This window comes from Massilioclostridium coli (assembly GCF_900095865.1).
GTDB classification, from domain to species: Bacteria; Bacillota; Clostridia; order Oscillospirales; family Ruminococcaceae; genus Massilioclostridium; species Massilioclostridium facile.
In genome coordinates this window covers 88,001-110,627 of the sequence record NZ_FMIZ01000004.1, presented here as the reverse complement: position 1 = coordinate 110,627, position 22,627 = coordinate 88,001, and the positions used below count along the sequence as shown (strand labels likewise).

Annotated in this window: 11 protein-coding genes, 2 tRNA genes and 3 rRNA genes; 1 reads left to right on the top strand and 15 read right to left on the bottom strand. The window is 38.8% G+C overall.

Translation table 11 applies throughout. From position 1 onward, the window contains the following. Position 1: 1 nt before the first annotated feature. The 14 genes from rrf to BQ2683_RS00470 all read right to left on the bottom strand — a co-directional run bounded on the left by rrf (position 2) and on the right by BQ2683_RS00470 (position 20,534). A 5S ribosomal RNA gene (rrf, locus tag BQ2683_RS00530) occupies positions 2-118 on the bottom strand. Positions 119-181: 63 nt separating this feature from the next. Next, positions 182-3,019: ribosomal RNA gene (locus BQ2683_RS00525) — 23S ribosomal RNA — on the bottom strand. 142 nt (positions 3,020-3,161) lie between these two features. Continuing rightward, positions 3,162-3,238: transfer RNA gene (locus tag BQ2683_RS00520), tRNA-Ile, on the bottom strand. A 51-nt stretch (positions 3,239-3,289) separates the two neighbouring features. Beyond that, positions 3,290-3,365 (bottom strand) — tRNA-Ala (locus BQ2683_RS00515). A 117-nt stretch (positions 3,366-3,482) separates the two neighbouring features. Further along, positions 3,483-5,007, bottom strand: a 16S ribosomal RNA gene (locus BQ2683_RS00510). Together the 16S, 23S and 5S rRNA genes with 2 tRNA genes alongside form the textbook arrangement of a ribosomal RNA operon. Before the next feature lie 567 nt (positions 5,008-5,574). Continuing rightward, positions 5,575-6,372, bottom strand: a complete 798-nt coding sequence (locus BQ2683_RS00505; RefSeq protein ID WP_069986797.1) for an amidohydrolase family protein — start codon at positions 6,370-6,372, stop codon at positions 5,575-5,577. Between the two features lie 24 nt (positions 6,373-6,396). Further along, the gene (locus BQ2683_RS00500) at positions 6,397-8,088 is read right to left on the bottom strand and encodes a helix-turn-helix domain-containing protein (RefSeq protein ID WP_069986796.1); all 1,692 of its coding nucleotides are present in this window, start codon (positions 8,086-8,088) and stop codon (positions 6,397-6,399) included. Between the two features lie 337 nt (positions 8,089-8,425). Further along, entirely contained in the window at positions 8,426-9,103 is a 678-nt protein-coding gene (locus BQ2683_RS00495) for a zinc ribbon domain-containing protein (RefSeq protein WP_069986795.1), read from the bottom strand. A 312-nt stretch (positions 9,104-9,415) separates the two neighbouring features. Next, positions 9,416-10,069: a K(+)-transporting ATPase subunit C gene (locus BQ2683_RS00490; RefSeq protein WP_235843870.1), complete on the bottom strand. Its 654-nt coding sequence runs from the start codon at positions 10,067-10,069 to the stop codon at positions 9,416-9,418. Positions 10,070-10,085: 16 nt separating this feature from the next. Continuing rightward, positions 10,086-12,143, bottom strand: coding sequence for a potassium-transporting ATPase subunit KdpB (gene kdpB / locus BQ2683_RS00485; RefSeq protein ID WP_069986794.1), 2,058 nt, complete (start codon positions 12,141-12,143; stop codon positions 10,086-10,088). Between the two features lie 14 nt (positions 12,144-12,157). Then, positions 12,158-13,894, bottom strand: a complete 1,737-nt coding sequence (kdpA, locus tag BQ2683_RS00480; RefSeq protein ID WP_069986793.1) for a potassium-transporting ATPase subunit KdpA — start codon at positions 13,892-13,894, stop codon at positions 12,158-12,160. A gap of 51 nt (positions 13,895-13,945) precedes the next feature. Further along, on the bottom strand, positions 13,946-13,993 hold the full coding sequence (locus BQ2683_RS13860; RefSeq protein ID WP_416348757.1) for a potassium-transporting ATPase subunit F: 48 nt from the start codon (positions 13,991-13,993) through the stop codon (positions 13,946-13,948). 557 nt (positions 13,994-14,550) lie between these two features. Further along, positions 14,551-15,495, bottom strand: a complete 945-nt coding sequence (locus BQ2683_RS00475; protein ID WP_069986792.1) for an L-lactate dehydrogenase — start codon at positions 15,493-15,495, stop codon at positions 14,551-14,553. Positions 15,496-16,067: 572 nt separating this feature from the next. Next, the gene (locus BQ2683_RS00470; protein WP_069986791.1) at positions 16,068-20,534 is read right to left on the bottom strand and encodes a family 78 glycoside hydrolase catalytic domain; all 4,467 of its coding nucleotides are present in this window, start codon (positions 20,532-20,534) and stop codon (positions 16,068-16,070) included. Between the two features lie 246 nt (positions 20,535-20,780). On the opposite strand from BQ2683_RS00470, the gene BQ2683_RS00465 reads away from it, so the two are divergent. Further along, the gene (locus BQ2683_RS00465; protein ID WP_069986790.1) at positions 20,781-21,839 is read left to right on the top strand and encodes an AraC family transcriptional regulator; all 1,059 of its coding nucleotides are present in this window, start codon (positions 20,781-20,783) and stop codon (positions 21,837-21,839) included. A 62-nt stretch (positions 21,840-21,901) separates the two neighbouring features. Here BQ2683_RS00465 and BQ2683_RS00460 read toward each other — a convergent pair whose 3' ends face one another. Beyond that, positions 21,902-22,474: a CDP-alcohol phosphatidyltransferase family protein gene (locus tag BQ2683_RS00460; protein ID WP_069986789.1), complete on the bottom strand. Its 573-nt coding sequence runs from the start codon at positions 22,472-22,474 to the stop codon at positions 21,902-21,904. Positions 22,475-22,627: the final 153 nt, after the last annotated feature.

The following is a 22,627-nucleotide window of genomic DNA, read 5'->3' as shown; positions in this document are numbered from 1 at the left end:
GTGACGGCATTTTTCTATTTTCCCAGGCCGTCTCCAGCCAAGTATCTTCGACGTTGATGAGCTTAACTACTGTGTTCGGTATGGGAACAGGTGGATCCTCATCGCCATTAACACCGTCTATTTCTTTTGAAGGTTCAGTACCCTCAAAACTGAATAAGTATCACGATTTTAGAACATATCATTGGTCAAGCCCTCGACCGATTAGTACTCGCTAGCTTAACGCCTCACGACGCTTACACTTTGAGCCTATCAACCTCGTAGTCTACAAGGGGTCTTACCTGGTTAACCCAGTGGGATATCTTATCTTAAGGACGGCTTCACGCTTAGATGCCTTCAGCGTTTATCCGATCCGCACATAGCTGCCCTGCCGTGCCATTGGCATGACAACAGGTACACCAGAGGTGCGTCCATCCCGGTCCTCTCGTACTAGGGACAGCTCCTTTCAAATATCCTACGCCCACGACAGATAGGGACCGAACTGTCTCACGACGTTCTGAACCCAGCTCGCGTACCGCTTTAATTGGCGAACAGCCAAACCCTTGGGACCGAATCCAGCCCCAGGATGCGATGAGCCGACATCGAGGTGCCAAACCTCCCCGTCGATGTGGACTCTTGGGGGAGATCAGCCTGTTATCCCCAGGGTAGCTTTTATCCGTTGAGCGACGGCATTTCCACTCACATACCGCCGGATCACTAACTCCAACTTTCGTTACTGCTCGACTTGTCAGTCTCGCAGTTAGGCTCGCTTATGCGTTTACACTCTAATGCACGGTTTCCGTCCGTACTGAGCGAACCTTTGAGCGCCTCCGTTACCTTTTAGGAGGCGACCGCCCCAGTCAAACTGCCCACCTAACAATGTCCCCCGACCAGATTCATGGCCGCAGGTTAGAATTTCAGCACTCCAAGAGTGGTATCCCAACGATGGCTCCACAAAAGCTGACGCCTTTGCTTCCTAGCCTCCCACCTATCCTGTACATGAAATACCAAAATCCAATATTAGGCTACAGTAAAGCTCCATGGGGTCTTTCCGTCTAGTCGCGGGTAACCGGCATCTTCACCGGTACTACAATTTCGCCGGGTGGATTGTTGAGACAGTGCCCAGATCGTTACACCATTCGTGCGGGTCAGAACTTACCTGACAAGGAATTTCGCTACCTTAGGACCGTTATAGTTACGGCCGCCGTTCACTGGGGCTTCAATTCAGAGCTCTCACTCCTCCTCTTAACCTTCCAGCACTGGGCAGGTGTCAGCCCCTATACGTCATCTTTCGATTTAGCAGAGACCTGTGTTTTTGATAAACAGTCGCCCGGGCCTATTCTCTGCGGCTCTATTGCTAGAGCACCCCTTATCCCTAAGTTACGGGGTCAACTTGCCGAGTTCCTTAACAACCCTTCTCCCGTTGGCCTTAGAATCCTCTTCCTACCTACCTGTGTCGGTTTGCGGTACGGGCTCCGAAGATATCCACAAAGCTTTTCTCGCCTTCATCCAAGTGTACTTCCTTACTCTAATTTCAGTCCCTTACGACCGGGTCTACCAACGCCCGGCTTACACCCTTCTAAAGTGTCCCTTTGCTTAAATCTTTTGGAGGCTACGGAATATCAACCGTATGTGCATCGGCTACGCCTTTCGGCCTCACCTTAGCTCCCGGCTTACTAGGAGCGGACGAACCTTCCTCCTAAAACCTTAGGCTTTCGGCCATTATGATTCTCACATAATTCTCGCTACTCATTCCGGCATTCTCACTCGTATACAGTCCACCACCGCTTCCGCTATGACTTCTCTCCGTATACGACGCTCCCCTACCCCTGATACTTACGTATCAAGCCCAAGCTTCGGTGTACATTTTAGCCCCGTTAAATTTTCGGCGCAGGACCACTCGACCAGTGAGCTATTACGCACTCTTTAAATGTGTGGCTGCTTCTAAGCCAACATCCTGGTTGTTTTCGCAATCCTACATCCTTTTCCACTTAAATGTACTTTGGGACCTTAGCTGTGGGTCTGGGCTCTTTCCCTTTTGACTATGAGACTTATCTCACACAGTCTGACTGCTGCCCATGATTATCCGGCATTCAGAGTTTGATAAGTTTCGGTAGCCTCTCGGCCCCTAGACTATTCAGTGCTTTACCTCCGGTAATCTTTATGGCAACGCTAGCCCTAAAGCTATTTCGGGGAGAACCAGCTATATCCAAGTTCGATTGGAATTTCTCCGCTATCCACATCTCATCCCCTACCATTTCAACGGGAGTGGGTTCGGTCCTCCATGACGTGTTACCGTCACTTCAACCTGGACATGGATAGGTCACCTGGTTTCGGGTCATACGCATGAAACTAAACGCCCCATTCAGACTCGCTCTCGCTTCGGCTCCGAACCTGAAGTTCTTAACCTTGCTACATACGTATACTCGCCGGACCATTCTACAATAGGTACGATATCACACTTTGACGTGCTCTATCTGCTTGTAAGCACAGAGTTTCAGGTTCTATTTCACTCCCCTCCCGGGGTTCTTTTCACCTTTCCTTCACAGTACTTTTCGCTATCGGTCATTAGGTAGTATTTAGGCTTAGAGGGTGGTCCCCCTATCTTCCCACGGGGTTTCACGTGTCCCGCGGTACTCTGGATACTGCTAGCTCTGATCTGTTTTCGGATACAAGACTTTCACTTCCTTTGGTGTGCCTTCCCATGCACTTCTCCTAACTCGTCAGATACACATTGCAGTCCGAACCCCAAAGATATTGCTACCTTTGGTTTGGCCTCTTTCCCGTTCGCTCGCCACTACTAGGAAAATCTCGGTTGATTTCTCTTCCTCGCCCTACTTAGATGTTTCAGTTCAGGCGGTTCCCCTCATATACCTATGGATTCAGTATATGATGACAGTGCATAACCACTGCCGGATTCCTCCATTCGGAATTCTACGGATCGATGTCTGCTTGCGACTCCCCGTAGCATATCGTTGCTTACCACGTCCTTCATCGGCTCCTAATGCCAAGGCATTCTCTCTGCGCTCTTTGTAGCTTGACCATTTGAATTATGTTCTCCAACTTTTTCAAATTGTAGTAGTATTTTTACCCTTTTTTAAAAAAGATATTTGTCTTAACTACTTTTATCGCTTTACTTATTCAGTTTTCAAGGTACTTCTTCTTTGTTACTTTTTCAAGTAACTTGGTGGGCTCAAGTGGACTCGAACCACCGACCTCACGCTTATCAGGCGTGCGCTCTAACCACCTGAGCTATGAGCCCATGTTAGATTCGGCTGTCGGTCTCTCTTTTCCCTGTTCAACCTTTCGGTTGTGGTGGAGATGAGGAGGATCGAACTCCTGACCCCCTGCGTGCAAGGCAGGTGCTCTCCCAGCTGAGCTACACCCCCATTTTCCAGGGTTTCTAGGTTGCCGCTTTTCCCATCAATTATTTTTCTGAAGACTCAGGGCCTTCAAAATTAAACAATATAGCTCCTAACACTTACCATCCTGTCAGTTCTCCATAGAAAGGAGGTGATCCAGCCGCACCTTCCGATACGGCTACCTTGTTACGACTTCACCCTAATCATCAACCCCACCTTCGACAGCGCCCTCCTTGCGGTTAGGCTACTGGCTTCGGGTGTTGCCAACTCTCATGGTGTGACGGGCGGTGTGTACAAGGCCCGGGAACGTATTCACCGCGGCATGCTGATCCGCGATTACTAGCAATTCCGGCTTCATGCAGGCGGGTTGCAGCCTGCAATCCGAACTGAGACTATTTTTAGGGGTTTGCTCCTCCTCGCGGTATTGCTTCCCTCTGTTAATAGCCATTGTAGTACGTGTGTGGCCCAGGTCATAAGGGGCATGATGATTTGACGTCATCCCCACCTTCCTCCGTTTTGTCAACGGCAGTCCCATTAGAGTGCTCTTGCGTAGCAACTAATGGTAAGGGTTGCGCTCGTTGCGGGACTTAACCCAACATCTCACGACACGAGCTGACGACAACCATGCACCACCTGTCTCAACTTTCCCCGAAGGGCACCTAACATATCTCTATCTCGTTAGTTGGATGTCAAGACCTGGTAAGGTTCTTCGCGTTGCTTCGAATTAAACCACATACTCCACTGCTTGTGCGGGCCCCCGTCAATTCCTTTGAGTTTCAACCTTGCGGTCGTACTCCCCAGGTGGATTACTTATTGTGTTAACTCCGGCACGGAAGGTTGACCCCCCCACACCTAGTAATCATCGTTTACAGCGTGGACTACCAGGGTATCTAATCCTGTTTGCTACCCACGCTTTCGAGCCTCAGCGTCAGTTAAAGCCCAGTAGGCCGCCTTCGCCACTGGTGTTCCTCCTAATATCTACGCATTTCACCGCTACACTAGGAATTCCGCCTACCTCTACTTCACTCAAGAACAACAGTTTTGAACGCAGTTTATGGGTTGAGCCCATAGATTTCACATTCAACTTGCTGTCCCGCCTACGCTCCCTTTACACCCAGTAATTCCGGACAACGCTCGCTCCCTACGTATTACCGCGGCTGCTGGCACGTAGTTAGCCGGAGCTTCCTCCTCAGGTACCGTCACTATCGTCCCTGAAGACAGAGGTTTACAATCCGAAAACCTTCTTCCCTCACGCGGCGTCGCTGCATCAGGGTTTCCCCCATTGTGCAATATTCCCCACTGCTGCCTCCCGTAGGAGTCTGGGCCGTGTCTCAGTCCCAATGTGGCCGTTCAACCTCTCAGTCCGGCTACTGATCGTCGACTTGGTGAGCCGTTACCTCACCAACTATCTAATCAGACGCGAGCCCATCTTACAGCGAATTTCTTTGATTATCTTACCATGCGATAAGTTAATGTTATGCGGTATTAGCGTTCGTTTCCAAACGTTATCCCACTCTGTAAGGCAGGTTGCTCACGTGTTACTCACCCGTCCGCCACTAAGATAGTCCATCGTCACCCCGAAGGGATCTAACAGGTATCTCCGTTCGACTTGCATGTGTTAGGCGCGCCGCCAGCGTTCGTCCTGAGCCAGGATCAAACTCTTAATTTAATCATATCAAAACATCCTCTCGAATGATTTAATCTAGCTCGTATTACTCGAATACGCTAACGTCATTTTTTCTAAAATAACTAAAACTCTTGAATTAACAAGGATTGGTTCGTTTTCGTTACTTACTATATTGTTTAATTTTCAAGGTCCTGTTTTTGTCGTTTCTTGACCGCTGCCCTCAAGCAGCTTTACTATTTTATCACATCTCTGTGATTTTGTCAAGCTTTTTTTGAAAGTTTTTTGTTTCTTTCGTTTCGCTTGCCTCAGAAGCGACTTATTTATTATATCATATCGCTTCCTCTTTGTCAAGATGTTTTTTCATCTTTTTTCGTTTCTTCCTTTTTGCTCAACGGCGCCTCTTGCCCTCCCGGCCGCTCTTCCGTTGCAGCTTTAATAATATATCACACCTTCTCCCTTTTGTCAACTACTTTTTCCTTTTTTCTATTATATTTTCCTTATTATGGATTGATTTACTAAAATTTACTTATTTATAACAGGTTTTTCTGATATTATAGCAACAACAATTCAGTAGAAATATTATCTAATAAGATAATAAATCCAAATAAATCAGCTATTTGTTTTATATTTTAATAGGAGACGCTCTATATTGCCATGGAAAATACATTCCTTTTCTTCTTCTGTCATTGGAATGTTTTCAAATCGTTTTAATTCATCTCCTGCGTTAAAGATAGGATAATCTGAACCAAAAATCACATGATGAATTCCAAAGATATCGATTAATTCCCGAATTTGATGCGGCTTTACTGCATATTGGGTACTGCTGGTGTCTACATAGACACGTTTTAATGCCAACTCTAATGCCGCATCTTCCCAATGGGACCAACCTCCAAAATGGGCTGCTATGATATCTAATTTCGGAAACAAGTCCAATATCTTCGCCAAGCGCTTTGGGCTGGATAAATCCGAATCTGTACTTCCCATATGCATTAAGATCGGACAACATCCTTCCGCCATTTCATAGATTTTCATTACTTTTGGGTCATCAATTGCTCTTCCTTGAAAATCAGGATGCAATTTGATTCCTTTTAACTTAAGTTCCCGTAATTGTTGAAAATCCTGTTCTAAATTTTCACTATCAGGATGCAATGAACCAAACCCAATTAACTGATTAGGATAATTTTTAACTTGTTCTGCCACAAATTGATTAATAGTTTGTACTTGATGAGGATTTGTCGCAACAGAATTTACAACACATTTGTCGATATGGTATTGTTGCATATTATCTAATAATTGATTTACTGTACCGTTAAATTGAATTGGTATTTGATAATAATTTCCAATATTGTTTGTTGCTTTTTCTGCAATATGTTCAGGAAAAATATGTGTATGCACATCAATAACCAAACTATCACCTTCCTTCCTAAAATTTTACCCCAGTTTCAATTCTTCTAACTCATCTAAATTCGCCTCAGATGAACTACGATGAAATATAGTTGGAGCAGTTTGATCCATTGATACCTTACATAAAGTAATCGTTCCTGTTAAATCGCTTCCACTTGTTACTTCACAATCTTCATTCAACACAATTGTCCATTGGGGAATCCCATTTTTACATAAAGCTATCGCAGTAGTTCCAAATTGGACGCAATCATCCAACGAATAATATTCTTTGGTTTCTCCATATTTTAGCATAACTCCGTCATCTACAAGAATATGCCATCCAACCGTATTGTTCGTATCATAAGTTGTCCAATCTCCGCCAATCACATTTGTAACATAATAATAGGATCCCAATGTTCTATCTCCATAAGTAGCAATATATTGGTGGATCTGACTGTCGTCCGGGGACATATACGTAAAAGCGCAAATATCATTGGTAAGCCATTGGATTTTTTTGTTTTTACTTACTGTGTACGGAAGCTGGCTGCCAGATGAAATAAAAAACAGTTTATGATGATGGTAATCATATGTTCTTCCTGTATCTGGATTTCGCTTCATTACCATGCTATTGCTTCCATCTGGTGATATAGACCAGATCGTCTCATTTTTATTTTGTGAAATAAATGAACCAAATAAATTGAGTACCAACAATAACATAGCTAAGATCGAACTTGTCAGTATCCATTTTCGTTTTGGCCAAACCAAACTGATAATCCCTATTCCAACCAAAGCGATTAAAATGCCATTGATCCAGTACAGCATACCATCCCAAAGATATTCTACTCCTTGAGAGTAATGCAATCCATAATAAACAATCTGTAATAATTGTAATAATGCTCCTATGATAATACAGCTAACTCCAACTATGTTCTTTATTTTTGACTGATTGCTAGGAATATATTTTTTGCAGAATGCTTGCGGGGCTTTTTGATGGAATAATTCCAATACTTCCATAACAGTATGGTCTTTTATTCCTCTTTTATCTAATAAAACTGTATTCGTTTCATAAGTCAAAAGAATAAGGCACTCTGTTTCTATTATTGTTTTAATTTTATGATATGGAAGCTGTATGTCTAAAAAAGAATCCATACAATGAATTTTTTCTTGTTGCAACAAAACTTTTAAAATTGGAATGCCACCATATAATTGATGGTTTTTCTTTAATTTCCTTTTCGCAGCCAATTTATATTGTTGCTGAACAAAACAAATGGTAATCGTTACTATTGCAATATATAAACATCCAACCAGAATCGTAACAATCCAGTTGGTATCCCAAACGACCATACCAATACTAATACCTAAAATAATTAATAGAAAATAAATAAGATATCTTCTTTTTCTTGTTTTTATTGGAAACATATTTTTATAATAATCCAACAAAATAGTTTCATCCATCTTTGTGGTTATTTCAACTGTATTTTCTTCTGGCATATCCTCTTTTTGTTCTTCTGGATGATTTGTAGTATTTTTTTGTTTCTCTCCTCTGATAATCTCATCAATACTAACACCTAATATCTGACTTAAAGATTCTAAAATACTAATATCTGGCATTCCCTGGCCCGTTTCCCATTTCGAAACAGCTTTATTGGTTACTCCTAAAGTATCTGCTAATTGTTGTTGGGTCATCTGTTTTTGTTTGCGGCAATAAGCAATAAACAGCCCCGTCCTTTTACTGTCCAAAAAGTTTTCCTCCTCATTTATTTGTATACCTTAGCATAACAAATTTATCTTTAAAAACAACTCACATGCTGTTCTATTTCTATCTACGTAAAGTAGATTTAAGTAATATTAACCAAAATTTTAGCATCAATTGTTTCTTTTTACATCAGCTTATTTATTAATGAAAGGATACACCTTTTTTCTACTACTGTCAAGAAATCAAAATGTTCCTATACAATTAGCCAAATAGATTCCTACCAATAATAATGATTGGAATCATATGTCCACCTTTACTGATGACCCTCTATAAAAACTTAGCCCGCCCAATCATAAATAGAATTTGAGCAGGCTAAGTTTCTTATTCTAGTTCTTTGTTTTCTTCTGGTTCCGAAGATGTTTCCGGTTCTGAAGAACTTTCCCCTTTTTGATCCACTTTCGATTCAGTTTCTTGTTGTATGGAACTGAATTCTGATACTTCTTGAGAAGATGTTTCATCCTGTTGTACTGTAGTAATTTGATATCCAAAATGGTTTAATATTGTTTGTAATCCATAATGGTGAATCAACAAAGCTCCAGCAATGACAATAGCGGCAATAGCAAGCAACAATAGTGCTAAAAATGCTGCCAAAAAACCTCCCCGTTTTTTCACTGTATGAACTTCTTTTACTTGCTTCCGAGGAGAACTCACTCGTTTTTGTTTCTTTTGTTTTACCCTTTTTGGAGATTTTGATCGTTTAGGACGTTTTGATTTTGCAGCTTTTGTTTTCTGCTGTTTTATTTTTTGTGGCTTTGATGTTGTATTTTTTAAATTCTCCTGTTCCTTTTTTTGCTGACTAACTGGAGATGATGTTTCAAACTGTAAATGTGGTTCTTCTTTCCATTGATTTAATTCTTGCTTGTTGTTTTGTTCAAGATCAATCGTTGGTCTTGTATCCACTCCATAAATTTTATTGGGGCGTGGTGTTAAAAGCTCATGACAAAAATAACATATTAAATATCCCTGTGGATTTTCCTTTCCGCAATTTGGACAACGCAAAACAATTCCCTCCTTTCAGTAGATCAGTCATTATTGTATTTATATTATATGGAATGAATATGAAGGAAGTAAATCGTTTTTTTTATCAAATTACGTCAAAATAGAAAATAAACTTACAGTCTTGTAATATTCTCTAATGTGAAGATTTCATCAAGCTTCTAATTTGTCCAAAAAACTGCTATCATTTTTTCATTACCTCAAATTCTACCTATTTTTATTAATATTTCCTATACTACTACCTTATATTTCTTTCATATAAAAAAGGCTACTATTGAAATTTCAATAGTAGCCTTTTATTAGGTTTTCTAGCAATTATTCTTCACTGCCAATCATACCAAGTTTTTCTGCAATGTCCAGGTTAACACCTAATACATTAACAGTCTCTTCACCAAAAATTCCAAGGAATTTACCGTTTGTATTATCCTTTACAATCTGTTTTAATTCATCTTCGGATAATTTTGTAGTTTCTACCAAACGTGGAATCTGTATTTCAGCAGATTCTGGAGAGATATGTGGATCCAAACCAGAACCGGAAGCCGTTAGCAAATCAGTTGGTATATCCTCTTTTTTCACATCTGGATTTTCTTCTAAAAATGCGTCAATATCCGCTTGTACACGTTCTGCCAATTCAGGGTTAGAAGGAGCATAGTTATTAGAGCCAGAAGATGGCGCACCCATAGTATGGTCACCGTTATCTACATCTTCCTGGGTATAAGTATTATAGTTTACAGAAGATGGACGGCACTTCATAAAGCGTTCATCAGTAAAATCCTGGCCAACCAATTCAGAACCAACTTGTTTTCCATCTACAGTAATTACACTACCATTTGCCTGTTTTGGAAATATCACTTGAGAAATACCCGTTAATACTAATGGATAAATCAAGCCACAAAGAATCAGCAATACTACTGTAACCAGAAAAGCCTTTTTCAGTCCACTCATTGCATTTTTTAATTTTGTTCCCATGATAGTATATCCTCCCTTAATTCAAACCCAACAACATTAATAATGGATGGATGATTAAGTCAATAATTTTGATTCCCACAAACGGAACAATAATACCGCCTAAACCATAAATTAACATGTTACGGCGTAACATTTTGCTGCTGTTCATTGGTCTATATTTAACACCTTTCATTGCCAAAGGAATCAAGCAAGGAATAATAATGGCGTTAAAGATTAATGCAGATAGAATCGCGCTCAATGGAGAAGCCAGATGCATGATATTCAATACACCTAACGCAGGGATATAACTCATGAACATAGCTGGAATAATTGCAAAGTATTTTGCAATATCGTTTGCAATACTGAATGTTGTTAAGCTTCCGCGAGTAATTAATAATTGTTTACCAATCTCTACAACTTCCAAAATTTTGGTTGGGTTAGAATCCAAGTCTACCATATTAGCAGCTTCTTTTGCAGCGGCAGTACCACTGTTCATCGCCAAACCAACATTTGCCTGTGCAAGGGCAGGGGCGTCATTGGTTCCATCACCTGTCATGGCAACAATTTTACCATGTGCCTGTTCTTCTTTAATAACACGGATTTTATCTTCTGGTTTACATTCCGCAATAAAATCGTCTACGCCTGCTTCTGAAGCAATGGTTGCTGCAGTTAATGGGTTATCTCCTGTACACATAATGGTTTTTATACCAATTGCACGCAAACGTTCAAAACGTTCCCTCATACCTGGTTTTACGGTATCTTTTAAATAGATAACACCAAGCACTACATTTCCTTTGCATACAGTTAATGGTGTACCCCCTAAACGTGCTACTTCATTCACACGTTCTTCCAAATCAGCTGGAATGGTACCTCCATTCGCTACTATATACTCTTGGATCGCTTCACTTGCACCTTTCCGGATCTTTGTTCCATCTGGCAAATCCACACCGCTCATACGGGTTTGTGCGGAGAATTCTATGTATTCTGCACCATCCATTTCCTGTATATCACAGCCTAATTTCCGTCCCAGTTCAACTGTAGATTTTCCTTCTGGAGTACTGTCATGTAAAGAACTTTGTACCGCACAATTGATTAAATCATTTTTATCAGCATTGCCAACTGGATAAAAATCAGCTGCTAGACGGTTACCGAATGTAATGGTACCTGTTTTATCCAAAATCATGGTATCTACGTCGCCACATGCTTCTACTGCTTTACCAGACATTGCAATAACATTAAAACGAGTTACACGGTCCATACCAGCAATACCAATTGCGGATAACAAACCACCAATGGTAGTTGGAATCAAACAAACAGCCAGAGCAATCAAAGTAGCAACAGGAAGTGTTACACCACTATAAATACCAATAGGGTATAAAGTGATAATTACAATCATAAAGATAATGGTCAAACTTACCAATAAAGTATTCAAAGCAATCTCGTTAGGTGTCTTTTTACGTGAAGCACCTTCGACCAGTGCAATCATACGATCCAGGAAACTATCACCAGGGGAAGATGTAATTTTAATACGCAGCCAGTCACTTACCACAGTGGTGCCACCAGTAACAGAGCAAAAGTCTCCACCGCTTTCACGAACAACCGGAGCGGATTCCCCAGTAATAGCAGATTCATCAACAGAAGCAACCCCTTCAATTACCTCGCCATCATTTGGAATAATTTCTCCTGTTTTTACCAGGACAATATCACTCTTTTTTAATTGGCTAGAACTAACAATTTCTTCTGTCCCATCTTCATGAATCAAACGTGCTTCTGTATCTTTTTGTGTCTTTTTCAAACTAGCAGCTTGTGCTTTACCACGACCTTCTGCCACAGCTTCCGCAAAGTTTGCGAACAAAACCGTGATAAACAGAATAATTGTAACAATAATATTATAAGTGCGAACATTTGGAATATCTGTAGTTCCAAATAAATTTGGAACAAAGCAAAGGATCAAAGTGATGATACATCCAACTTCTACTACAAACATAACTGGATTTTTCATCATATATCTTGGGTTTAACTTAATAAACGCATTTCCAATTGCACTTTTTAAAATATCGGCAGTAATAAATTTAGTTTTTTGTTTTTTACTCATCGTTCAACCCCTCCTTAACCCCATAGAGTTAGATGCTCAGCAATTGGGCCAAGTGACAATGCTGGGAAGAATGTCAATGCAGCAAAGATATATACAACCGCTATCAATGCAATAGTAAAGGTTGGTGTATCTGTACGCAAGGTACCAATTGATTCATTTACTGGAGCTTTTCTCATCAAGGAAGCTGCAACTGCAAGCTGAATAATAATCGAAATATATCGGCCAAAGAACATTGCTAACCCTGCGGTAACGTTCCAGAACAAGGTATTATCCGCTAATCCTTCAAAACCAGAACCATTGTTAGCAGCAGAGGAGGAAAATTCATATAACACCTGGCTCAGACCATGGAAACCTGGATTTGTAATTCCCTCTAAGCCAGCTGCTGTTCCAACTGCAATTGCAGAGAATGCTAAAATCAATAACGGATGAACAATAATGCAAAGAGCGGTTAACTTCATCTCTTTACCTTCAATTTTTTTGCCTAAATATTCTGGTGTACGTCCGATCATTAAACCGCAAATAAATACAGCCAAAATAGCATACATAACCATGTTCATCAAGCCAACGCCTTTACCGCCAAATACCAAATTTAACATCATATGTAGTAATGGTATCATACCACCAAGTGGCGTCAAAGTATCATGCATATTATTTACAGTACCAGTTGTAAACGAAGTTGTTACAGTAGTAAACATAGCGGATTGTGCTATACCAAAACGAACTTCTTTTCCTTCCATACTGCCCATACTCTGGTTTAAACCAACCTTAGCCAATGCTGGGTTTCCTGCTAATTCTGCAAAATAGCAAACAGCTAAACCAATTAAGAAAATGACACCCATTGCACAGAAAATGGTGCGGCCTTCTGTTCCAAAAATAGGGGTACGGATCTGACCATTTTTCATTTTTCTTAGGTCTTTTTCTTTTTTACGGCTGCGGACCATTTTGCCAAACATCAGTACACAAGCACCTGGTAAAATCATCATGGACAGCATTTCAATCATATTGGTAAGAATGGTTGGGTTTTCCAATGGAGTTGTAGAGTTTGCCCCCAAGAAACCACCACCATTTGTTCCTAAGTGCTTGATAGATACAAGTGAGGCGATTGGACCCATCTGCATATCTTGGAAATTTCCTTCAATAGTCTGGAAAGTAGCATTTTGAGATAAGTTTTGTGGACATCCTTGCCATACCAGCAATAAACCAACAATGATAGATAATGGAATTAAAACACGAGTTGTAATGCGGATTAAATCAGCATAAAAGTTACCCATGTCTTTTCCTCTACCGGAGAGACCTCTCACAAAAGCTACACAAGCTGCATAGCCGCTTGCAGCTGAAGTAAACATCATAAAAATAATTACCAACATCTGACTTAAATAGGACAGTCCACTTTCACCAGAATAATGTTGCAAGTTTGTATTGGTCATAAATGATATAATGGTGTTAAAGGAAAGGTCAGCAGGCATCCCTTCAATTCCATTTGGATTGAAAATTGGAAGAAATTGAATCCGCAAAATCAAATACCCTACAAAAACCATTACGGCATTTGCCAGTACTAAAGAAAGCGCATATTTCTTCCAGTTCATTCCTTTATCAGGGTTTATACCACATACTTTATAGATAACACCATCTACACGGTCAAACACAGGATCAGCAAATGTGTGTTTTCTTTCTGCAATATGATATAAATAAGTACCTAAAGGAATGATCAAAGCAACGAAAACAGCTAGTATTACAATCATCTGTAACATAGTTTGATTATCCTCCTAAAAATTTCTTTTTGTATTTACTATAAGCAAGTATTAAAATTTTTCTGGATTTACTAAAGCATATAGTAAATAGCCTGACATAAAGATCAAAATTAAGATTAACAGAATCATTCTATATCGTCCTCCTATCCTTAATCTTTTCTGTCGATTTGATGGCCGCACCAGTCTGCTAGCAATTTAATTAATAGAAAGCAAACAGCCAATGTGCCTATCATCGCTAAATCCAACATTATAGTGCCCTCCTTTTTGAAGTCCATTAAGGCCTAAAAAGATAATATCACTTATTTCGTTAACATGATATTAATCTATCTTGTATATACATAAAGATTACATAAAGATTTGTAACCAAACTATACTTGTACTAAAAAACGATTACAATTTTTAAATTTTATAGGATATATACAAAATAAACTCCATATATTTTATCATCCTCATAGTTGATTTTTTTCCTTCACAAGTAAATATGGAGTATAATATAGGATAAAAACACCTTGCTATCGAAAAATCATTAACCTAAAATCACGGATTTTTAGTTGATTATAGTTCCAGAAAATCTTATAGCAATCTTTCTCATATAATATACTACTTATCATCGAAAAAACACCAAAAATGGCCTAGAAAAATCTAGGCCACTTGTTTTAAAAATGGATTTTCTGTATTACTTGTTCTAGCTGCTTTGCGGAAGCTGCTAATGCGTCATTTTCTTTTTTACTTAATGGGATTTCCAATATCGTCTCCAGCCCATTCTTTCCTACAATAGAGGGAATGCTTAAACTTAATCCTTTTAATCCATACTCTCCTTCCAGAACGACTGAAATTGGTAAAACAGAATGTTCATCTTTTACAATACTCTCAGAAATCCTTGCAACAGCCATCGCAATACCATAATAGGTAGCTCCTTTCCGTTTAATAATCTCATAAGCACTATCTCGAACTATTTCATATAGATTTTCCATAGAATTTTCATGGTTGGATTCTCCACGAATTTCGCAAAAATGATCTAAATCGATACCTGACACATTGGCGCTGCTCCATACCGCAAGTTCGCTGTCCCCATGTTCCCCGACGATAAAAGCGTGTACACTTCTGGCATCTACCCTTAAATATTCCCCTAATAATTGTTTTAGCCTAGCCGTATCTAATACAGTGCCGGAACCAATCACACGATGGGCAGGAAAACCAGAAATTTTATAAGCAGCATAGGTTAAAACGTCTACTGGATTAGAGACAATCATTAAAATACCTTCAAAATTACGTTTTTTTATTTCTGGAATAATAGTTTTTAAAATTGCTACATTTTTATCAATTAAGTCTAAACGGGTTTCCCCTGGTTTTTGATTTGCTCCAGCTGTGATAATCACTAAAGCGCAATCCGCAATATCATCATATCTCCCAGCATAGATATCCATAGAAGCAGTATAAGGTAGGCCATCCCCCAAGTCCATTGCTTCTCCTTCCGCTTTCTCTTGATTGGAATCAATTAAAACCATTTCAGAAAATAACCCTCGCTGCATTAAACTAAACGCAATCGAAGAACCAACAAATCCACAACCAATTATAGCAACTTTTCTAATATTTATCATATTGGCACACCTCTTTTCTATTTTAATATTATCTTTTATCATCATAGAATAATTATTCTATAAAATAATCCATCTAACTTGGAAAGAGTATACCAGATTTTACATATTAGAATTTTTCATATTCTATTAATTTCATTTTTTAAGTTCTCAAAAACTATCGTATTGTAAACTATCTTAATCATATCATCAACTTATCCGCTATAGTGTTCTTTAATGTAACATTTTTCTATTTACCAAATATTCTATGAATTTAAAGTCACAACTTTCGGCTAAACCAGAGGCTTGAATAGCTCGAAAATAGTACTAAAAAACATCGAAAAAGCACTGAAAATTTCCTTTACTTGTATTTATTATCCTATCACTCCAAAAAATGTTATTCACACAATTCAATTTATTTATATTTGTAGTACCTTTTCTAATAGCTTGCTTGGTTTATAACTTGAAATTAACATTTTTTGCAGAATATCTCTCCCTGTTAAACGGAACGTTTCCATGGCAATAAACAACCCCTCCAATTATAAATTGGAGGGGTTGTAAAACACCTATTTTTAATTTAGAGAAAAGATACTAAATTATTTATTATGTTTTTTACGGAGTACCATTGCAGAAACACCTGCAATACCCATCAGGGCTACTACACCAGCAATTGGAGCAAAGTCACCAGTCTTAGCTGCATTCGCTTTGGTTGTTGTAGATTCCTGTCCAGTTTGAGTAGCTACATCATCAGTGGATGGTGTTGTTTCTTCTGGAACGGTTCCATCTACTGCTACTAAACCATCGATTGCTGTCTGTACAGATTGTACAGCTGCATCTACTTCTTCCTGGGTTGCGTTTTCATTTTCCATTACTGTATTTGCTTCCGCTACTGCCGCTGTTAATACTGCGTAACTTTCTGCTGTGTAAGCAGATGCGTCTTTACCATTCGCTTCTGCCAATACAGATTCTAAGACGGATTTATCCGCTTTGTATCTCAGGTTCAACATTGCGTTCAGCAGATTGGTTTCTGCTGTTTCGATTTCTGCCTGCATTGCGTTGTCTTTATCTGCAAGGATTGCTTGTGCTGCTTCCAATGCTTCTTTAAATTCTGCTTGGCCTGCTTGCACAAAATCATTCATATCATAGCTTTCGCCTAATGTTACCAGTTGTTGTAAAGAGGTAATATCCCCTTTGACAAATCCTAATTTATGGATTTCTGTCAACAATGTCTGCCATGCTGCATCAATTTCTTCCTGAGTTGCATCATCGTTTGCAGCTATTGCCTTAGCATTGTCCAGAGCAGTTGTAAATGATTTCTGTACATCTGCAATTACATTTTCAAATTCTTCGCTTGCTTGTGCATTTTCTGCATATGCAATTACAGTATTCAAAATACCTTTATTTGTTGTAGGTTGACTATCTCTAGATACATAACCATCTTTAATAGATGCACTTACGCCATCTGCTGTAATAGTAAAGTCATAACCACCAGCTTCTACTGTAAATTTTGCTACAGTGGTTTCATTGTTAACTGCCATACCTTCGTAGGTAACACCATCAATATTTTCGAATGTTGCAGCTTGTTCTTCACTAATTGGTAAGTACAGAGTAGCTGTTGTATTTGCAGGTACTACTGTACTGTAAGAAGTGATAGTACCATTGTCTGCTGTCCAACCACTATAGATTTCACCATAGTTGGATTCAAAGGAACCGTTTGCATAAGTGAATGTCCCACCTACTGTTGGTTGAAGGATGAATTCTTGATAGCCTGGATTTGCATCATCGCCTGTGATACCTAATTGATAGCCCATCATCCATTCAGAGATAGCACCTAAGGAGAAGTGATTGAAGGAGTTCATTGAGTTGTTTCCACCAAAGCCGTTTTCTACGGTATAGGAGTTCCAACGTTCCCAAACAGAGGTTGCACCCTGGGTTACTGGATACAGCCAAGAAGCGTATTCTGTTTGTTCAAACAGTTTATAAGCATCTTCAATATAACCATTTTGGGTTAATGCTGGAACCAGGTTTGGTGTACCGGAGAAACCAGAAGTAATAGAATATGCTGGAATCTTACCATTATCATCTTCAAAAGTTGGATCTGGATTCTTCACAATATTTACATAGTTTTCTACTGCTTTTGCTTTATTTGCTTCGTTAAATACATTGTAAACCAATGCAGTTGCGTAGGAAGCTTCTGTATCCTGAATTGTTGGAGGTGTGTAAGAACCATCTCTACCAATACTTGGAGCAGATTGTGTTTTCCCAGTTTCTGGATCAACATAAATTCTATTCCAAGCTTCTTTTGCCGCATCATAACGGGTACGCAATTCGGTAGCCATATCAGTTCTGCCAACAACTTCTGCCATCTGAGAAGCAACATCCATCAAATAAATGTATACACCGTTGTTGATCAAAGAAGCATCTGTGGATACACGAGATAGCCAGTCTGCCAAAATACCCGTTTTGCTGGTTAAGGATGGTTCAGCTACTTTTGTTCCATCTGGCTGAGCCAGCTCCATATCATTTGCATCAAGGTAATTCAGATAGCTATAGATAGCGTCAATATTTTCTTCGATAATACCAGTATTACCATATTGACGGTATAACTGCCATGGAATCAATGTCAACGCAGCATCCCATGAAATACCCATAAAGCCACTACCTGGATGCCCTACTTGTACTTCACCATCCGTTACTTTACCATAAGAAGGAGCGGTTACTGGTAAAGAACCATTTTCCCCTTGGGAATCCCTCAAAGTTACTAACCATTGACGGTAGAAGTTATATACATCCGCATTATAGGTTGCCGCACGGGAGAACACTTGTGCGTCACCTGTCCAGCCCATTCTTTCGTTTCTCTGTGGACAGTCAGTTGGTAAAGACAAGAAGTTACTTGTCTGAGAATTTTGAACGTTTTTAAACAGTCTATTTGCCAAAGCATTGGAGCTATCATAAGTAGCTGTTGTTTCAATAGAAGAAAGTACTAATGTCTTAATATATTCAGCCGGCAATTCTTTTTTCAGACCTGTGATTTCCAGGTAACGATAGCCATGGAAGGTATAATGAGGCTCAATTACATTATCACCATCTTTTGCTGTATAGAAGTCGGTAGATAAAGCTGCACGGTAGTTTTCTGTCATCAACATACCATCGATATCAGCATCTGTATATTCCGCTAAATTATCTGGATAGAGGATTTCAGCAAAACGTACAGTTACTTCCTGACCTTCATCCACATATTCATCTGGAATTGTAATCTGTGGGACACCAATTACGTTTTCACCCATATCATAAATGTAAGAACCAGAACCTGGACGGGATTCTCCCAACGCTTCTTTTACAGGTATTTCGTTTACGATGCCCGCTGGTTCATCATAACGGGTAACTAATTCGTAATCATCAAACGCTTCACGGGTTTCAATGACTGTCGCATCTCTCCAAGCACTGTCATCATAACCTACTGTGGACCATCCATCTTGTTCTTTTAATGCGTTATAACGTTCGCCTTGATAGAAAGAACCATATTCTACTGGACCATCACCGTAGTAATCCCACGTAGCGTCATCGGTTACAACAGTATCGGTGGTACCATCTGTATAGGTGATTTCCAATTTAGCCATCAATGCTTGTTTATCACCATAATAGTTATAGTTGGAAGAAGTATAAGTTTGGTAACCACTCCACCAGCCTTCACTTAGCTGGGCGCCGATAGCGTTTTCACCCTGCTGTAACATATCGGTTACATCATAGGTGTGATAAGCAATTCTTTCGCGGTATTCTTCGTTTCCTGGGTTGAACCAGTCATCGCCCATCCTTTCACCGTTAATGTACATTTCATAAATACCTTGAGCGGTAACATACATTCTAGCGGAAGCGATTTCTTTATCTGCGTTAAATTCTGTACGTAACATTGGGGCAGAACCATAAGATGGGTCAGCATATGCTAAAACATCCGCATCAGCTTTTCCAACAGTAATCGTATTGTCATCATTTACAGTAACGCCATCTAAACCATTAAAAATGTCATAGGTTGCGCCAATTTCTGCCCCAAACAGTGTACCAGTACCATAGCCCATATTTTCTACTGTCATATTACTGTATGTAGCAGTTTCACCAGCTGGAACCGCAAAACCAATGGAATTTAAGTTCGGGAAGCTGTTATAGTTATGACCGCTACCCAATACATTTAATGTGCGTTTGCTATCTACTGTTATATCGTCAATAACACAATCAATGTTGTTAATATTATTTACAGTAGCAATACGAATATTATGGGGGGCATGAGCATTTTCAGCGTTAATTACATTAGAAATATCAATTGTATAATCAACTTCTGCTGCATCATTTTCTACTTCTTGTCCTTTAGCTGGCATACCAACTACATAAATATTCAATTTAGCTGCATTTGGATCAGTTACATCAATTTCATATTTAATATAGTTTTCCCCACCTTTACGCCAAATGTTCAGATATTCATCGTTTAGACGGAAATCATCTGCACCAAAAATAACAGATGCCTTTGTGCTTCCTTCAGGAATTGTTAAATCTGTTCTTAAATCAAACAGTGCTGCGGAAGTTGCATCCAAAGTCAGTTCATCCGCACCAATCCATTCTGCTCCATCCCAAGAAGTTCTTGTTGTATCCATCAAACCTGTTTCAAAAGTTTGTGGTTCAGAAGTATAGGTATCACCAGCATCATCTGTAACAGTTACCGTCCAAGTATACTGGGTTTTTGGTTGCAACTCTGTACCTTCGTATTGAATAAAGGTAGAAGTGCTATCCTTTACCACACCGGAATCCCAAACCACATTATTGTTATTGTCTTTTACAATAACCTGATAAGATTGCTGGTTAACTCCAATAATGTTGGAATCCATCTGCCAGCTAAATTCTGGCTGTGCATCATCAATACCCAATGGTTGTACTAAGCCATCCGTTTTGAGATTAACCAGTTCCAAACGTTCGGTTGATGTCGCAAATACATTGGTAGCTGCCAGCATAGAACCAAGCAACGCTGTAGCTGTTACAACGGCAACAATTCGTGTTTTTAAACTTTTTGCCATTTGTTTTCTCCTCTCTGCATAAATAAAAAAACAATTTTTTACTCCCCGCAATCCCTTGCGTTGATTAAATTATATCACGTGGGTCATTTCCTTTAATAGGACAGTTTTCACACTCTTGCAATATAAATTGTATCATTTTTATGGATATTATACTTTTTTTATTTACTCAATTTTAAGATTAAAAATGATATATTGACAATTTTTTTAACTATTGTTATGATAAACACAGGAAGGAAAGGGAAAATCATGGAAAATAAATTAATAAAAAAACTGGATGTTATTGTACGGGATATTAGAAAAAATCCTATACATATGGTAAAATTTAAAGAACGCATAATTAATAACTCTAAACAGAAACAATCTGTCCAACTGGATCCCAATAAACCCTCTATATCTATCCGAAAAGAAAACAACTTCTTTGATGATGATGAAAATATTACGATTTATTTAGACTTTTTAACGGAACAGTTTTTTCCCTGGAATACGACAAAAACTCCTTTAAAAGAACGCTGTAAAAAAGCAAAATTACACCAGCATACTCACGAATTTTTTGAGTTTTATTATCTGCATTCCGGAACCTGTCATATCTATGTAGATGAATCTGAATTTATTTTACAGCCAGGGGCAATCTGGATTTTAAATACACAACTTGCCCATAACGTTGTATTAGATGACGAAACAACAAATCTTGTTAATATTTTAGTGCGAAAGTCCACCTTTATGGATAGTTTGATTAACATGCTGGATACAGATGATCTGTTGTATCAGTTCTTTGTCAATTCTATCTATAGTCCAGTTGCTCAACCAAAATATATTTCATGCCAATTAGAAGAGGATTGCGATCTATTATTTTTCCTCTATAAGTTGTTATCTACCTATTTGACTCAAGAACCGAACTGGCAATCTATGATGAAGGCGGTTTTAAGCGGTTTTCTGTTAGAGCTATCTTCACTATACCAAAAAAATAAAGTAATACAGAGTAATACGAAAGTTTTAAATATTTTAGATTTATTAAGTTATATTAATTCTCATTTTATGACGGTTACATTAACTGAGTTATCTGATAAATTTCATTATTCTGCCAACTACATTTCCAGATTTATTTCCAAACAAACTGGACATGGGTTTGCGGAAACGGTAAATAAAATGAAATTAAATAAAGCAAAAGAAATGTTGGCAAATTCAGATTTTTCTACAGAGACCATTGCCGCTACCCTGGGTTATAGCGACCGACGTAGTTTTGAGCGTGCTTTTAAAAATGTTTTTCAAATTACACCAAAACAGTACCGTGATCAAATTGCTTAATGTATATCTAATAATGAACCAGGCCCTATCAATTAAGATAGGACCTGGTTCATTTATATGGTTTACTTTTGTTCTTGTTTTACTTCTTGGTACATTTTTACAAAAACCGGAATATATAAAATAAAAGATAAAGCTAAGAAAAATCCTGTGGTCCAAAATAGCCCCATAATAATACGATAATCTAAATCTGGGAAAATCAACAGTATTACAACTACAACATCAAATACCGCAGTAGATAATTTACCATACCATTTTGCACCGCCAAGTTTTTTTCCATACTGGATTAAAATCAATCCGTTAATTCCCATAAATAATTCTTTTACAACGAATAAAATTACCAGCCATATAATCTCTGGATATCGGAACACAAAACAAAAGATTACCGCAGCTTGAGTCAATTTATCTGCAATTGGATCCATTGCTTTTCCCAGTTCACTAATCTGATGGAATGTCCTTGCAATAAAGCCATCCAAAAAATCTGTAATCCCAGAAAGAATCAGTACACACCCAGCCCAACGTATTTGAGTAGAATTTTCTGCTGTCAAATACAATGCAACAAAAATTGGAATCATCAAAAACCGAGCAGCAGATAAAAAATTAGGAATTGTAATAATGTCTTCTTTTTTTAACTTCATATATCCTTGCCTTCCTTAAAATTCATTTCTATTTTATTCATTGTAACAAATTTCTCTATAAAATGCACCGATTCCATTTAAATAAAAGTAAACAATTCATGAACGACATAACTTTGTCTGCAGATCTAAAACTGTATTCATTAAGCCACATAA

Excerpts from the sequence above, each read along its gene's own strand:
- BQ2683_RS00465 (WP_069986790.1), top strand. The coding sequence starts at position 20,781 with ATGGAAAATAAATTAATAAAAAAACTGGATGTTATTGTACGGGATATT.
- BQ2683_RS00460 (WP_069986789.1), bottom strand. The coding sequence starts at position 22,474 with ATGAAGTTAAAAAAAGAAGACATTATTACAATTCCTAATTTTTTATCT.
- BQ2683_RS00490 (WP_235843870.1), bottom strand. The coding sequence starts at position 10,069 with ATGGGAACAAAATTAAAAAATGCAATGAGTGGACTGAAAAAGGCTTTT.
- BQ2683_RS00475 (WP_069986792.1), bottom strand. The coding sequence starts at position 15,495 with ATGATAAATATTAGAAAAGTTGCTATAATTGGTTGTGGATTTGTTGGT.
- kdpA (WP_069986793.1), bottom strand. The coding sequence starts at position 13,894 with ATGTTACAGATGATTGTAATACTAGCTGTTTTCGTTGCTTTGATCATT.
- kdpB (WP_069986794.1), bottom strand. The coding sequence starts at position 12,143 with ATGAGTAAAAAACAAAAAACTAAATTTATTACTGCCGATATTTTAAAA.
- BQ2683_RS00470 (WP_069986791.1), bottom strand. The coding sequence starts at position 20,534 with ATGGCAAAAAGTTTAAAAACACGAATTGTTGCCGTTGTAACAGCTACA.